This is a genomic window from Hymenobacter siberiensis (assembly GCF_018967865.2).
In the GTDB taxonomy this organism is placed as follows: Bacteria; Bacteroidota; Bacteroidia; order Cytophagales; family Hymenobacteraceae; genus Hymenobacter; species Hymenobacter siberiensis.
In genome coordinates this window covers 2,274,236-2,288,490 of sequence record NZ_JAHLZY020000001.1, presented here as the reverse complement: position 1 = coordinate 2,288,490, position 14,255 = coordinate 2,274,236, and the positions used below count along the sequence as shown (strand labels likewise).

Annotated in this window: 10 protein-coding genes; 8 read left to right on the top strand and 2 right to left on the bottom strand. The window is 62.3% G+C overall.

Going from position 1 to position 14,255, the window contains the following annotated elements:
• Entirely contained in the window at nucleotides 1-1,227 is a 1,227-nt protein-coding gene (locus KQ659_RS10155) for an alanine dehydrogenase (RefSeq protein ID WP_216688888.1), read from the bottom strand.
• An 86-nt stretch (nucleotides 1,228-1,313) separates the two neighbouring features.
• Complete coding sequence (gene tsaE / locus KQ659_RS10150; RefSeq protein ID WP_216688889.1) at nucleotides 1,314-1,751, bottom strand: tRNA (adenosine(37)-N6)-threonylcarbamoyltransferase complex ATPase subunit type 1 TsaE; 438 nt, start codon at nucleotides 1,749-1,751, stop codon at nucleotides 1,314-1,316.
• Between the two features lie 272 nt (nucleotides 1,752-2,023).
• On the opposite strand from tsaE, the gene KQ659_RS10145 reads away from it, so the two are divergent.
• The 8 genes from KQ659_RS10145 (at nucleotide 2,024) to KQ659_RS10110 (ending at nucleotide 14,018) form a co-directional block, all read left to right on the top strand.
• Nucleotides 2,024-4,426 carry an outer membrane beta-barrel protein gene (locus KQ659_RS10145; protein WP_216688890.1) on the top strand — a complete coding sequence of 801 codons (2,403 nt, stop codon included), beginning with the start codon at nucleotides 2,024-2,026 and terminating at the stop codon, nucleotides 4,424-4,426.
• Nucleotides 4,427-4,554: 128 nt separating this feature from the next.
• Entirely contained in the window at nucleotides 4,555-5,811 is a 1,257-nt protein-coding gene (locus tag KQ659_RS10140) for a pyridoxal phosphate-dependent aminotransferase (RefSeq protein ID WP_226929924.1), read from the top strand.
• 745 nt (nucleotides 5,812-6,556) lie between these two features.
• Nucleotides 6,557-7,141 carry a response regulator gene (locus KQ659_RS10135; RefSeq protein WP_216688891.1) on the top strand — a complete coding sequence of 195 codons (585 nt, stop codon included), beginning with the start codon at nucleotides 6,557-6,559 and terminating at the stop codon, nucleotides 7,139-7,141.
• Entirely contained in the window at nucleotides 7,089-7,796 is a 708-nt protein-coding gene (locus tag KQ659_RS10130) for a polysaccharide biosynthesis/export family protein (protein WP_216688892.1), read from the top strand. The genes KQ659_RS10135 and KQ659_RS10130 overlap by 53 nt, the downstream gene beginning before the upstream one ends.
• 19 nt (nucleotides 7,797-7,815) lie before the next feature.
• On the top strand, nucleotides 7,816-9,948 hold the full coding sequence (locus KQ659_RS10125; protein WP_216688893.1) for a GNVR domain-containing protein: 2,133 nt from the start codon (nucleotides 7,816-7,818) through the stop codon (nucleotides 9,946-9,948).
• Nucleotides 9,945-11,219 (top strand): MATE family efflux transporter, encoded by a 1,275-nt coding sequence (locus tag KQ659_RS10120; RefSeq protein ID WP_216688894.1) that lies wholly within the window; start codon nucleotides 9,945-9,947, stop codon nucleotides 11,217-11,219. Before KQ659_RS10125 ends, KQ659_RS10120 begins: the two co-directional genes overlap by 4 nt.
• Before the next feature lie 356 nt (nucleotides 11,220-11,575).
• Nucleotides 11,576-12,706 carry a glycosyltransferase family 4 protein gene (locus KQ659_RS10115; RefSeq protein WP_216688895.1) on the top strand — a complete coding sequence of 377 codons (1,131 nt, stop codon included), beginning with the start codon at nucleotides 11,576-11,578 and terminating at the stop codon, nucleotides 12,704-12,706.
• A gap of 7 nt (nucleotides 12,707-12,713) precedes the next feature.
• Entirely contained in the window at nucleotides 12,714-14,018 is a 1,305-nt protein-coding gene (locus KQ659_RS10110) for an O-antigen ligase family protein (RefSeq protein ID WP_216688896.1), read from the top strand.
• Nucleotides 14,019-14,255: the final 237 nt, after the last annotated feature.

The following is a 14,255-nucleotide window of genomic DNA, read 5'->3' as shown; positions in this document are numbered from 1 at the left end:
TTAATTGCGCACCGCAATCAACAACCCCAACTCCTTATACCGCAAATTAAATTTCTTCGCAATCATCGCATTCGTCAGCGAGCCTCGGTAGATATACACGCCGCTGCGGAAATGCTCGTTGGTGAACAGCACTTCGTTGATGCCGCCGTGCTGGCTGATTTCCTGGAGGATGGGCGTGAAGATGTTGCTCAGCGCGTTGGTGGCGGTGCGGGGCACGCGGGAGGCGATGTTGGGCACGCAGTAGTGCACCACGTCGTATTTGCGGAAGATGGGGCTGCTGTGGCTGGTCATCTCGCTGGTTTCGAAGCAGCCGCCCTGGTCGATGCTCACGTCGATGATGACGGAGCCGGAGGCCATGCTGGCCACCATTTCCTCGGGCACCATGAAGGGAATGCGGCCGTCTTCCACCGCCAGCGCGCCGATGACCACGTCGGCCCGGCGAATTTGCTGGCTGAGCGCGAACGTGTCCAACGTGCTGGTATATAGCTGCATGCCCAGGTTGTGCTTGAGGCGGCGCAGCTTGTAGAGGTGGTTGTCGAACACCTTCACTTCGGCCCCGAGGCCGGTAGCGGCACGGGCGGCGTACTCGGCCACCGTGCCGGCCCCGAGGATGACCACCTGCGACGGCGGCACGCCCGTGATGCCACCCAGAATAATGCCCTTGCCCTCGTTGGAACGGGCCAGGTATTCGGCCGCAATCAGCATCACCGTCGAGCCTGCGATTTCGCTCATGGCGCGTACCACGGGGCGGGCGCCGCTGGGGTCTTTCATCAGCTCGAAGCCGATGGCGTTGATTTTTTTGCGCGAGAGGGCCGAAATGTATTCCTGCGTCATGGAGCCCATCTGGAGGGCCGAAATCAGGGTTTGGCCGGAGTGCAGCAGCTCAATTTCTTCGAGCGTGGGCGGGGCCACTTTCAGCAGAATATCGGCTTTGAACACCTCCTCGGTGGAGTAGGCAATCTGCGCTCCGGCTTCGGAGTAGTCGTGGTCGGCGTACTTGCTGGGCTCGCCCGCACCGGCTTCCATCACTACCTCGTGGCCGGCCGAAACGAGGTGATGCACGGCTTCGGGCGTGAGGCCGAGGCGGTTTTCCTGGAGCGAGGTTTCGCGCGGCATCCCGATGAAGAGCTTCCGCTTGCGCGTTTCCACGGCCAGCATCGATTCCTGCGTGAAATAGGCACGGCTGGTGGCCAAGGACTCAAAACCGGAGGGTAGCTGCTCGGGCATTACTGAAAATTAAAAATTATAAATCAAGAATTAAAAGTTACCAACAATCAATAATAGCTAAGCGAACTGGAAGCCATTTTTAATTATTAATTTATAATTTTTAATTCAATTTCCCGGGTTTCATCCGGCAATACCAACACGCGCACTTCGAGGTAGGGCACGGGCAAAAGAGCCGCCACGCGGGCTGGCCATTCTACCAAACAAAGATACCCGGAATCGAGGTACTCCGTTGCGCCCATCTGCTCGGCTTCGGCGATGGAGTCAATCCGGTAGAAGTCGAAGTGGTAAATAGGCGTGTCGCGGGCATCGCGGTACTCGTTTACCAGGGAGAATGTGGGGCTGCTGACGTCATCGACGACGCCCAGCGCGCCAGCCAGCGCCCGAATGAGGGTGGTTTTGCCCGCCCCCATCTCGCCCTGAAAGGCCACCACCGGGCAGCCGGCTTCGGCAATGGCCGCCTGCAGGCGGGTAGCGGCGGCGGGCAGGGCCGCCAGCGAAGGAACGGTGAGGATAAGGGGATGCATTGGGCGAAAATACCGCCGTAAAGGCAGAAATGGCTAGCTTTTTTTGGAATATCGCCGGCTCAACTACACCTTTACACTTTGGCGGGGCCGCTAAGCAGTTCATCCCAAAGACTATATCCCTAGCTTTCGCAATGCGGGCCTGGTGCCCGCCGGCAATCGACCGGGAGATTCTGCTTCCCAACTCCTTCCTCAGATTTCTACCCAATCGCTACCCGATGCCCCACTTTTACCCGCGCTGGTCTGGCAGAGGCACAACTGGTTTTTACCCGTTGATGCTCGCCGGAATCAGTTGTTTCGCACCATTAGCCGCCCAGGCCCAGAGCCGCTCCACGCTGAGCGGGACCGTGAGCAGCGCTGCGGGCTCGCCCGTGGAATTTGCCACCGTGACCCTGCACCGCGCCACCGATTCGGTGGCCGTAAAATCGGAGCTCAGCGACGTGCAGGGCCGGTTCCAGCTGGAGGCGGCTACGGGTGGCTCCTACCGGGTTTCGGTGGCGCAGGTGGGCTTTGCCCGGTACTGGAGCCCGGTGTATGCCCTGCCGGTGGCCGGCCTGGCCGTGCCGGTTATCCGCCTGGCAACCAGCAAGGCTACTACCCTGAAGGAAGTGACCGTAACGGCCCGCAAGCCCCTGTTTGAGCACCTGGCCGACCGCACCGTGGTGAACGTAGCCGACAGCCCGCTCACGGCCGGGGCCACCACGCTGGAGGTGCTGACCCGCGCGCCGGGCATGACCATGGCCGGGGATAATATCATGAGCCTGCGCGGCCGGCTGGGCCTGTTGGTGGTCATCGATGGCAAGCGCGTGCCCCTCACCGGCGCGGAGCTGGCCGACTACCTCAGGGCTCTGCCCGCCGAGCAGCTGCAAAGCATTGACCTGATTACCAACCCGCCGGCGCAGTACGACGCCCAGGGCGGCGCGGGCGTGATTGACATCCACCTGAAAAAGGACCAGCGCCTGGGCACCAACGGCAGCGCCAACGCCAGCTACGGGCGGGGGGAGTACGGCAAATTTACGGGGGGCTTCGGACTCAACCACCGGCGCAAACGCCTGAACCTGTACGGCAACTATGCTTACACCGACCGGCACGGGTTTGTGCGGGTCGATTTCAACCGGCAGTTTGGCACTACGGCGCTGCTGCCGGCAGCCAGCAGCGTGCAGGCCAACGAGCAGCTGTCGTGGCTGCGCTCGCACAGCGGGAAAGTTGGGCTGGATTTGACGCTTTCCAAACGCACGCAGCTCGGCGTTTCGGCCACCGCGCTGGCCAGCCAGACCACCAACACGACCACCAATCAGACCCAGCTCTACAACGCGGCCGGCGAGGCGGCCGACCATTATTCTGCGGCGGTAGCGCAGGACATTAACCGACCCAACGGCAGCGCCAACCTGAACCTGCGCCACGCCTTCGCCGACTCGGCCACGGCCGCCGTCCTCACCGCCGACGCCGACTACGCCCGCTACCACACCACCCGCCTGATGGCGCTGAATACGTATTTCGACGCGCCCGCGCTGCCTTCCACCCTGCTCACCGGCGACCAGCGCAACAACCTGAGCATTGGGGCGGCGAAGGTTGATTTCAGCCTGCCCCTGCCCCACCGAGCGCGCCTGGAAACCGGCGCGAAAGTGACCCGGGTAAAAACCGATAACGACGCCGTTTTTTGGTACAATGGCGCATTCAGCCCGGCTCTTTCGAGCAGCTTTCAGTACCGCGAAAATGTGAATGCCGCGTATGTCAGCCTGAAGGGTGCTGCCGCCCAAACCACCTGGCAGGCGGGCCTGCGCGCCGAGCAGACCAATACGCAGGCCGATTTCACGGGCGAAACCAGCCGTGAGCGGCACTACCTCAACCTGTTTCCCAGCGCCACGGTGCAGCGCACGCTCAGCGCCCGGCACGCGCTGGGCCTGGCCGTGGCCCGGCGCATCGACCGGCCCAACTACACGCAGCTGAACCCGTTGCGGACTTACCTCGACGCAACTTCCTATAGCGCCGGCAACCCCGATTTGGTGGCCCAGACCAGCTATTCGGTCGAGCTGACGCACACCTACCGCCAGAAGTTCATCAGCGCCCTGGCCTACGCCCGCACCGACCAACCCATTGTGAACGTGGTGCTGCCCGCCCCCGACGGCGGCCGCCTGGTGGTGAACCGCAACGTGAACCTGAGCACCCTGCACAACTACAGCCTCACCCTCACCGCACCCCTGGAGCTCAGCAAATGGTGGACGCTCTACGCCAACGGCACCTTCTACTACGCGCGCTACGTGGGCTACCTGGCCGGCACTGCCCTCGACCGGGGCCAGCTGGCCTGCACCCTCACTGCCAACAACAGCTTCACGATGCCCAACGGCTGGTCGGCCGACGTGAGCGGGCTCTACGAGTCACGGGAAGTGTATGGTTTTGAGGCCATCCGGCCACGCGGCCAGGTAGCGGCGGGGCTGCAAAAAAGCATCTGGAAAAAACAGGGCACCCTGCGCCTGAACGCGGCCGATATTTTCTACACCACGCCCCTGCACATCACCTCCACCTACGCCAGCTTCACCGAAACCTTTTTTACCCGACAGGACTCGCGGGTGGTTACGGCGGCCCTCACCTACCGTTTAGGCAGCAGCAGCGTGACGGCCGCCCGCAAGCGCGCCGCCGGGGCCGACGAGGAGCTGCGCCGCGCCGCCGGACAGTAGCGCCTGCGGCTGAATAAAAAGAAGAAAGTACGAGCACATCGAGCCGCTATCCAGGTTCTTCATTTTATTAAGCGCAACGTCTTTTACCTTCGTGGGCCGAAGCGGCATTCATTTCTCCGTTTTCCCCTATGCAAGTATCCAAGATGGCAGCCGGCCTTATCGGCTCCGAAATTATTCGAATTGGCAACCAGGTAAGCGAGCAGGTGCGCCAGGGCGCGAACATCTGCAACCTGACCATTGGTGATTTTGACTCCAAAATTTTTCCGATTCCGACCGGTCTCACCGCTGGCATTATCGCGGCCTACCAGGCCGGCATGACCAACTACCCGCCCGCCGCCGGCATGGGCGAGCTGCGCGACAGCGTATCGGCCTTCCTGAAAATCCGCCAGGGCCTGGAGTACGGCCCCAATGACATTCTGATTGCCGGCGGCTCGCGGCCGCTCATCTACGCCACCTACCGTGCTTTGCTGGACGAAGGCGACAAAGCTATTTTCCCGCTGCCCAGCTGGAACAACAACCACTACTGCCACCTTGTAGGAGCCACGCCGGTCGCCGTACCCACGCTGCCCGAAAACGACTTCATGCCCACGGCCGCCGACCTGGCCCCGCACGTGGCCGGTGCCACGCTGCTGGCCCTGTGCTCGCCGCTGAATCCCACCGGCACCTTATTCACCAAGGAAGGCCTGGAAGAGATATGCGACCTGGTGATTGCTGAAAACAAGCGCCGTGGTCCCGACGAAAAGCCGCTCTACATCCTCTACGACCAGATTTACTGGCTCCTCACCTTTGGCGATGCCAAGCACTTCGACCCCGTAAGCCTGCGCCCCGAGCTGCGCGATTACGTCATCTACATCGACGGTACTTCCAAGTGCTTTGCCGCCACTGGCGTACGCGTGGGCTATAGCTTCGGGCCAACCGGCATTATCGAGAAGATGAAGTCCATCCTGGGCCACGTTGGGGCCTGGGCTCCTAAAGCCGAACAGGTGGCCATGGGTAAATTCCTGCCCCAGACCGCCGCCGTTGATGAGTTCCTGACCAGCATTAAAGACCGCCTGCAAAGCTCCCTAACCGCGCTGTTCGAAGGCTTGAAGGAGCTGAAAGCTCAGGGCTACCCCGTCGATGCCGTGGTTCCCGCCGGGGCCATCTACCTCACCGCCAAAATCGACGTGCTGGGCCGCACCGCCCCCGACGGCACCGTGCTCACCACCACCGCCGAGCTCACCTCCTACCTCATCGCCGAGGCCAAGCTGGCGCTAGTGCCGTTCTCGGCCTTTGGCTCGCCGGCCACCGAGCCGTGGTTCCGCGCCTCGGTGGGCGCTGAGACGGTGGATTCGATTACGTCGGCGTTGCCACGTTTGAAGGCGGCGTTGGATAAGTTGAAGTAGCTTATTGCCGGCTAAAAGAGCGGTAGTATGACACGAAATGGTGCGACGAAGCCCGGTGGGCAATTCGTCGCACCATCTGCTTTTGAGCCATTGCCAAAAGGAAGCCCCTTCCCCGCTAAAATCAGGGATATAAAAAGGAGGTACGGTGCCGCTTTGAGATGCCTGCCGCCAAAACCCACGCAGCCCCGCCGGGACGCCTTTCAGGGGCCCTGGCGGGGCTGCGTGGGTTTTGGCGGCTTGTGTTGTTGTTGCTTGGTGCTTGGTGCTGGTTGCTTGGTGCTGGTTGCTTGGTGCTGGTTGCTTGGTGCTGGTTGCTGGTTGCTGGTTGCTGGTTTAATAGGACTTACACAGAAATAGTCGTATGCTCCGGTTCGACCGCCCTAGGCGGTCCAACCGGTTGTCGTGCGGACGAAATCGGGGGTGCTTCGACCGGTCGGACCGCCTAGGGCGGTCGGACCGGAGCGTACGACTACTTCGGCACAACTGCATACAGCAGTTTTCGCGCTACTGTCCGGCCCTGTACACCAGCTTGGAAGCCGCTCTAAAACGCCGTTTTCCGGACAACACAGTTACGTCGCGACAGCTCAATAAACCGGGAATTCAACGACTCCATTTTTCAGATTATCGTCTAACAAATAGAGTGCTGATGGTTTTCAATTTTTTACAATATACTGATTATCAATTACATAATAACTGTTTTATCTTTTGGCACTTCCTTGGCCTTGCCCCGGCCAAACGAACTACCATGCTTAACAAAACCGAAAAAATATTCCTGGTCGACGACGACCCTTATTGCCGCTGTTTGATAGAGCACGCGGTGCGCAGCCACGGCTTTAGTGACGTGCACCTGTTTGAAAGCGGCGGGGCCTGCCTGGATGCGCTCATCGAGGAACCAGACATCATTTTTCTGGACCAGAGCATGGGCAGCGTGTCAGGCACCGACGCCCTGCGGGCCATTAAGCGCTTCAACCCTGACACCTATGTGGTGCTCGTGAGTGGGCAGCGCCACGTGCAGGTAGCCGTGGACTCGCTCAAGCTCGGGGCGTTCGACTACGTGGTGAAGGACGACCATCTCACCACCCGGCTCATCACGGTACTCGACAAAATTGGCGCGGTGAGCCAGCTGCTGGCCCAGCGCCAGGCGCCCCAGCCCTCGCGGCTCAAGGCCTTTTTCTCTTCCTTTTCCAAGCCGGCACCCGTGGTGGGTGCGCCTTCCCTTTCCAATGCCCCTCATGATTCAACTAGTACACCTTCGCGGCCCACTGGGTCTGAGTCTCTTGCTCGTACTTGGCTTGCTGAGCAGCTGCACCCAAAACCTGTTCACTACTAAAAAGGCGCTGCCGGCACCCAGCACCCTCGACGTGGGCCCGGCCTACCAGTACCACCTGCGCAGGGACGATAAAGTCAGCCTCAGCGTGTGGGACCACGAGGAGCTGAGCGTGGGCTCCATCTACGGGCACTACAGCGTGAACGAAATAGAGGGCAAATGGCTGCTAGTGGACGCTACCGGCGGCCTGAACGTGCCCAAGGTGGGCTCCTACCACGTGGAGGGCCTTACGGTGCCCGAGGCGGAGGAAATGCTGGAGAAAGTGCTGAGCAAGTGGATTGTGAACCCGCAGCTGACCCTGAAAGTGCTGAACATGGAAGCCACCGTACTCGGTGAAGTGGGCATTCCCGGCAAGCAGCGCTTTGAGAAGGAGCGCAACACCCTGGTGGAGGTGCTGGGCAAGGCCGGCGACTTTGGCGCCTACGCCGACAAGCGCCATGTGAAAGTGCTGCGCCAGGATGCCACCGGCACCAAAACCACAGAAGTCGACCTGACCCAGCTCAGCAACTTCGAGCGCAACAACCTGGTGATTTTGCCCGGTGATGTGGTGTACGTACCGGCCAAAAACGGCAAGCAGTTTGACCGCAAAGCGCCGTCGGTGCTGGGCATTGCTTCCATCGTGAGCACCATTCTCATTCTCACCCGCTTCTTTTTATAATCTCATTACAATGAGCGAATTGAAACAAACTTCCCGCCTGCTGCGCCCCTTGTGGCGGGGCCTACCCGTGGTGCTGCTGTGCCTGAGCCTGAGCCTGGCTGCCGCCTGGCAATACCTGCGCTACGCCACGCCGATGTACGAAAGCACGGCCAAAATCAAGCTGGCCGATGTGAACGAAGGGGCCATGAACACGACCCTGATTAAGAACCTGGACGCCTTCTCGGGCACCGACCGCAGCAGCGCCGAAGCCGAGCTGGTGCGCTCGCCCCTGCTGCTGGGCCGCGCCCTGGACCGTCTGCCCTTCGACCTGAGCACCTACCGCGTGGGCAAGCTGCGCACCACCGAAATGTACCGCGCCAGCCCTTTTCGGGTGGCACTGACGCTGCGCAATCCAAAATGGACCGAGAAGGCCATCGACCTGCGCATCGACGCCGCCGGGGCCCTGACGCTGACCGCGCCTTCGGGCGAAGTGGTGAACGGCCGCCTGGGCCAGCCCATGCAGCTAACCGGCGCGGAAGTGACCATTACCCGCAACGAGGAGCAGCTGAAAAACCGCCCCGACGTGCCCCTCGCCGACCACTACCGCCTGGTGCAGCACGACCGTGGCCAGCTGATTGAGGCCCTCGGCAGCCAGCTCGACGTGAGCAGCACCGACCACAACGTGCCCGTGCTGCGCATCAGCTACCAGAGCCCGGTGCCCCAGAAGGCCGCCGATTTGGTGAATGCCCTCACGGCCGTGTATCTGGATGATTACCTGGCCACGAAGTACAAGGTAGTGAATGCCACCTCGCAGTCGATTGCCGAGCAGCTGAAGACCGTGCGCCGCACGCTCTCGCACTCGGAAGACACCGTGGAGCAATACCGCGACAAGAAGAGCATCGTCAACATCAAGCAGGAAACCGAAACCGACCTGCACAAGATTGCGGAGCTGAAAATCCAACGCGCCAACATCCAGATGAGCCTGGCCGCCGCCAACGACCTCTACCGCTACATGACCAACGGCAAGGACCACGCCCTAGCGCTGGCCCCCAACTTCGAGGCGTTCAACGACATGCTCTCGACGGATATCATCAAGAAAATCAAAGACCTGCAGGCGGAAAAACACGACCTGCTGCTCCGCTTCACGCCCGAAGATGCCCAGGTGCAGACCGTGGACCTGAAGCTGGCCGACCTCAACAGCTACCTGCTGGAAAGCATCCGGAACACGCGCACCAGCCTCACCATTCGCGCCCGCGACATCGACCGCACCATTCGGCAGTCGCAGGGCGTATTTGCGGGCCTGCCCACCCGTGAGAAGGATTTGGCCATTCTGGAGCGTGATTTTCAGCTGAATGAGAAGCTGTATACCTTCCTGCGGGAAAAGGAAACCGAGGCGGAGATTGCCAAGGCCACGCCCATTTCCTACCACCGCGTGATTGCCGATGGCCTGGTGCCCACCGAGCCCACCTCCCCGCACCGGGGCTTCGTGCTGCTGGTGTCCGGCTTTTTGGGCCTGCTGGTGGGCTCGTTGCTGGCCTACCTGATTGCGGGAGTGAGCGCGACGCCGGGCGATGCTTACTCGGTGCAAAAAGAAGCTTCTACGCCGCTGGCGGCCACTATTCCGCATTTGGGCGAAGACCTGGAAGGCCAGCTGGCCTTCTTCAAGCAGCTAGCCACGCGGCTGGCGCTCAAGGGCTTCTTCGTGCCCGGCAGCAAGCTGGTAGTGAGTGCTTTCTCGGACAAGGAAGGGCAGTCATTTTTCTTTGAGCACCTGCAGCAGGCTTTGGTCCTGCAGGGCCTGAAAGTGCGCGCCCTGGTGCTGCGCGATGCAACGTCGCCGGACCCCGACGCCCAGCCCGATGAGCTGCTGCTCATTCAAAACCTGACCCTGGCCCAGGACAGCCACGCCCTGGCCGTGATGACCGGTGCGCAGGCCAACTTGTTCGTCATCGACAGCCGCACCACGCCCACCGCCCGCCTCGCCGAGCTGGACCTGCTGGTGGCCGAATACCAACTGCCCAACGTGCAGCTCTGCCTGAACCGCGACGGCTACGACCCCGGCTTCCTGCGCATCGCGGCCCGCCGCCTGCGCCGCTGGACCCGCCGCGCCCCGCAAGCCGCCGCCGAATCCACGGGCCTGTCCCTGCCCGCCGGCCTCGACCTGCAGGCATGAACCCAACCCTGAACACGATGCTACCGAAGCCGCTCCGGGCCCTGCGCCTGGAGCGGCTTCGGCTGTCGCCGCGCTACTGGGTGGTGGCGGGCCAGGCCACGGTGAGCGCCACCAGCTTTCTGACCAACATCTTCATTGCCAAGCTATTCGGCCTGGCCACCTTTGGCGAGTACAGCGCCTGGCAGCTGGTGCTGCTGCTGCTGCTGGCGGTGCAGGGGGCCGTTATCACGCAGCCCATGCAGGTGGTGGTGGGCTCGCTGCCCGCCACCCGCCGGGCTGCCTACCAGCAACTGCTGCTGGCATTGCAGCTGATTTTTAGCCTGCTGGCGGTGGTGGGTGTGGTGGCGGGCGCCCGCATGCTGCCCCAGGCCGCCGCGGTGCTGCCGGCTTTTGTGGTACTGCTGGCCACCGCCGGGGGGCAGGATACGCTTCGCAAGCTGCTGCTGGCCGATGGCAAAGTGCAGGCGGCCCTGGCCAGCGACGTGCTCTCGGCCGGCGGGCAACTGCTGGTGCTGCTGGTCCTGGCGCTCCGCCCCCAACCGGCCACGCTGGCCCAGGTGATGTGGGCCGTGGGCCTTACTACCATGCCGGCGCTGCTGCTGGGCGGGCGGGCGCTGGGCGCGTGGCCCAACCTGCGCGGCCTGCGTCGCTTTGGGCGACGGCACTGGCGGCAGGCGCGCTGGCTGCTGCCCACGTCGCTGCTCCAGTGGGGCTCGGCCAACGTGCTGCTGGTGTTTGCGGGCTGGGCGGGCTCGCCGGCCATGCTGGGCGTGCTGCGGCTGGCCCAAACGGCCATGGGCATCTTCAACCTGGGGCTGCAGGCGGTGGAGAATTATGCGTTGCCGCGCCTCAGCCAGAGCTTCTACCACGCGCCCCAGCTGTTTGGCAAGCAGCGGGCGGCGCTGGCCCGCAAAATGCTGCTGGCGGCCGTGCCGGTACTGGCGCTGCTGGCCCTGGCGGCCGGGCCGCTGGTGGCGCGCTTTGGCCCGGCGGGCGGCAGCCAGTACGCTGATTTGCTGCGCTTGTGCTGTTTGCTCTACGTGGTAATTCTGCTGGTGTACCCGCTCCGGCTCACCATCCGCCTGCAGGCCGATTCGCGCCATTATTTCGTGGGCTACATGCTCAGTATCGTGGTTTCGCTGCTGTCGGTACGCTGGCTTACGGGGCACTACCAAGCCAGCGGCGTGGTACTGGGCTGGCTGCTGGCCCAGCTGGTGCTGGGCGGCTACTGGGCGCTGGCCCTGCGCCGCGCCGCGCCGGTGGTCAGGTGATAAGTAGTAAGGGGTATAGAAATACGACACTTTTCATTTCTATACCCCTTACTAACAGTTATTTACCACCAATATGCTGCCCTCTGGGTACGACCCCGCTGGGGCTCAGTGAATATGCTTCGTGTAATTCCTGACAAAACAACAATTGTGGGGACTGATTGAAATGGCTCCACTTTTCAGACGACACTCTGAAAAGTGGAGCCATTTCAATCTAATTCATATCAATACATACTGAAAATCAGTATTTTAAGTTTATTATCAAGTTCTGGCACTGCGTTGGCCTTAGCCTCTGCCAAACGAATTGCCACGCCGAACTGCACGCACCCAAGCCTACTGCTCGCCACTTACTAACTGCCATGAAAATCATTCACTTAATCCTCGGCAAAGCCAACCCCGAACGCATGAACGGGGTGAACAAGGTGGTGCACGCGCTGGCCACCCAGCAGCAGCGCGCCGGGGCCGATGTGGCCGTGTGGGGCATCACCGCCGACCTCAGCGAAAACTACCCGGCCCGCGAGTTTGCGACCCGGCTGTTTCCGGCGCAGCGCAACCCATTTGGGGTGGCCAAAGCGCTGCTGGCGGCCCTGGACGAGCTGAGCTGCCGCTCGGCGGTGGTGCATTTGCACGGGGCATTTATTCCGGCGTTTTATACGCTGGCGCGGCGGCTCACGGCGCTCGACATCCCGTATGTGCTCACGCCGCACGGCAGCTACAGCCCGGCGGCCCGGCGCAAAAGCTGGCTCACCAAGCTGGCCTACGCGTTTTTGTTTGAGGGCTACCTGCTGCGGCACTCGGCACGGGTACACTGCCTGGGCCTGAGCGAGGTAACGGGCGTGGAGCACATGAGCCACACCGTGCGCACCAACCTGATGCCGTACGGCTTTGAACCGCCCCAGGCAGTGCTGCCCCTGGTGCCGGCCGCGCGGGGCCGCTTCCGGGTGGGCTTCTGCGGCCGGCTCGATGACAACCACAAAGGACTGGACTGCCTGCTGGCCGGCTTTGCCGAATTTGCCCGGCTGGTGCCGGAGGCCGAGCTGTGGGTAATTGGCGACGGCCCCGACCGCCAGCTGGTGGCCGACTGGGCCGCCGAAGCGCCCGAGGGCTCGGTGCAGCTGCTGGGCAGCCGCTACGGCGATGAGAAAATTGCTCTGCTGGGCCAACTCGATGTATTTGCCCACACCTCCCACTACGAGGGCCTGCCCACCGCCGTGCTCGAAGCCGTGGCCCTGGGCATTCCGTGCGTGGTGACCGAGGCCACCAACCTGGGCAGCTACGTGCGCGAGTTTGGCTGCGGCGAGGTGCTGGCCACCGCCAGCCCGGCCCTGCTCACCGATGCCCTGCACCGCCTTTACGCCCAATGGACCGCTGCCCCGGCCGAAACCGAGGCGCTGGCCCTGCGCTGCCGCCGCATGGTGCGCACCGCCTTCAGCTGGCCCAACCTGCTGCCGGCCTACGAACAAATGTATCAGGAAGCCCTTGCGGCCTAACTTATTTATGGCCAAACTGCTACCTTCCGCCGCCGCGCCGCACCGGGTATTTCTGCGCACCATGGGCGGGCTGCTCACCCTGATTGTGCTCATCAAGCTCGCCGGCTTTTTTGCCTGGAACGACGACATTGGCGTCACCCGTATCCTCAAACTGGTGACCCGCCTGGGCATGACGGCCGCCGTCATCGGCGCGTATTCGCTGATAATTCGCCGGGGCGCGGTGGACTCGTTTCGCTGGCGCAACAGCCCGGTGCCGCTGCTCTACGGGGCCTACCTGGCGCTGGGCCTGGCCTCGCTGCTCTGGTCGCGCAACCCCGGCTACTCGTTTCTGCAGTGGATGATGGACATGGAAAGCCTCGTGTTTGCCTACTACTTCGTGAAGTGCTTTTTGCTGCTCAAGGAGTTTTTCCCGGATAGCCAGGTGCGCTTTTACCATGTGCTGGGCAATGCCGTGTTCGTGATTCTGCTGGTATTTCTGGTGGGCGCGCTGGTGGCCCCCGACGTGTTTTACCGCCTCACCCACGGCGGTGAGGAGGCCCGCCTGGGCGGCTACCTCATGAACCCCAACGAGCTGGGCATGCTTTGCGTGGTGGGCATTGCCTGCCTCATGTTTGACTTGCAGCGCCATCACCGCACGGGATTCACGGTGGTCAAAATTGGGTTGCTGCTGCTGGCGCTGGTGCTCACCGGGTCGCGGTCGTCGCTGGTGGGGTTTGTGCTGGTGCTGTTCTTTCACATCCGGCAGGCGGGCAACCCGCGTATTAAATGGGCCGCCAATGCGGCCGTGCTGCTGGGCGTGGTGGCCCTGGTGCCGCTGCTCTTCATCAAGCAGGGCGGGCTGGAGGAAGTGCTGAGCATGACCGGCCGGCTGCCCTTCTGGCACGCGCTGCTCACGGAGGCGCTGCCCCGTGAGCCGCTGCTGGGCTACGGCTTCATGCGCATCAGCTACGGCGAGTACTTCCAGAGCGTGCACACCTACGCCGCCCAGATGGCCCACAACACCTTCATTCAGGTGCTGCTGAACCTGGGGCTAGTGGGCTTCACCATTGCCATGCTCCAGCTGGGCTGCACCATCCGGGCCTTCGTACAGCAGGCCGACCCGCAGGTGCGGCTGCTGGGGGCGGGCCTGCTCATCCCCATTCTCATCAATTCCTTCACCGAGTTCGGCATTTTTGGCATGACGAACTACGGCATCCTGTTCTATCAATTCCTTATCTTTTTCGGTAGCCTGCACTACCACGCCCGGCTCTCGCCCGGCGAGCAGCAGTGGCTGCACCGCCGCCGCCCCGAGCTGGCATTGGCCGTGGCCTGAGCCGACCCCAGGCGCATTCAATTACCCAACCGTTACTGTTTCCACCAGTATATATCACTTAACCCCCGCTCCTGCCATTCGAAAACACCCCCTTTGCCCCTGCTCCGCATACCTGATTCGTCCTCCGACTTTGATGATAGCGCCGACCAGCGCCGCCGCGCGGTGGCCTGGATAGTAGCCCTCACGGCCAACATTCCGCGCCGGCATCACACCGCTACGCGCGGCAGCAGCTGGCAC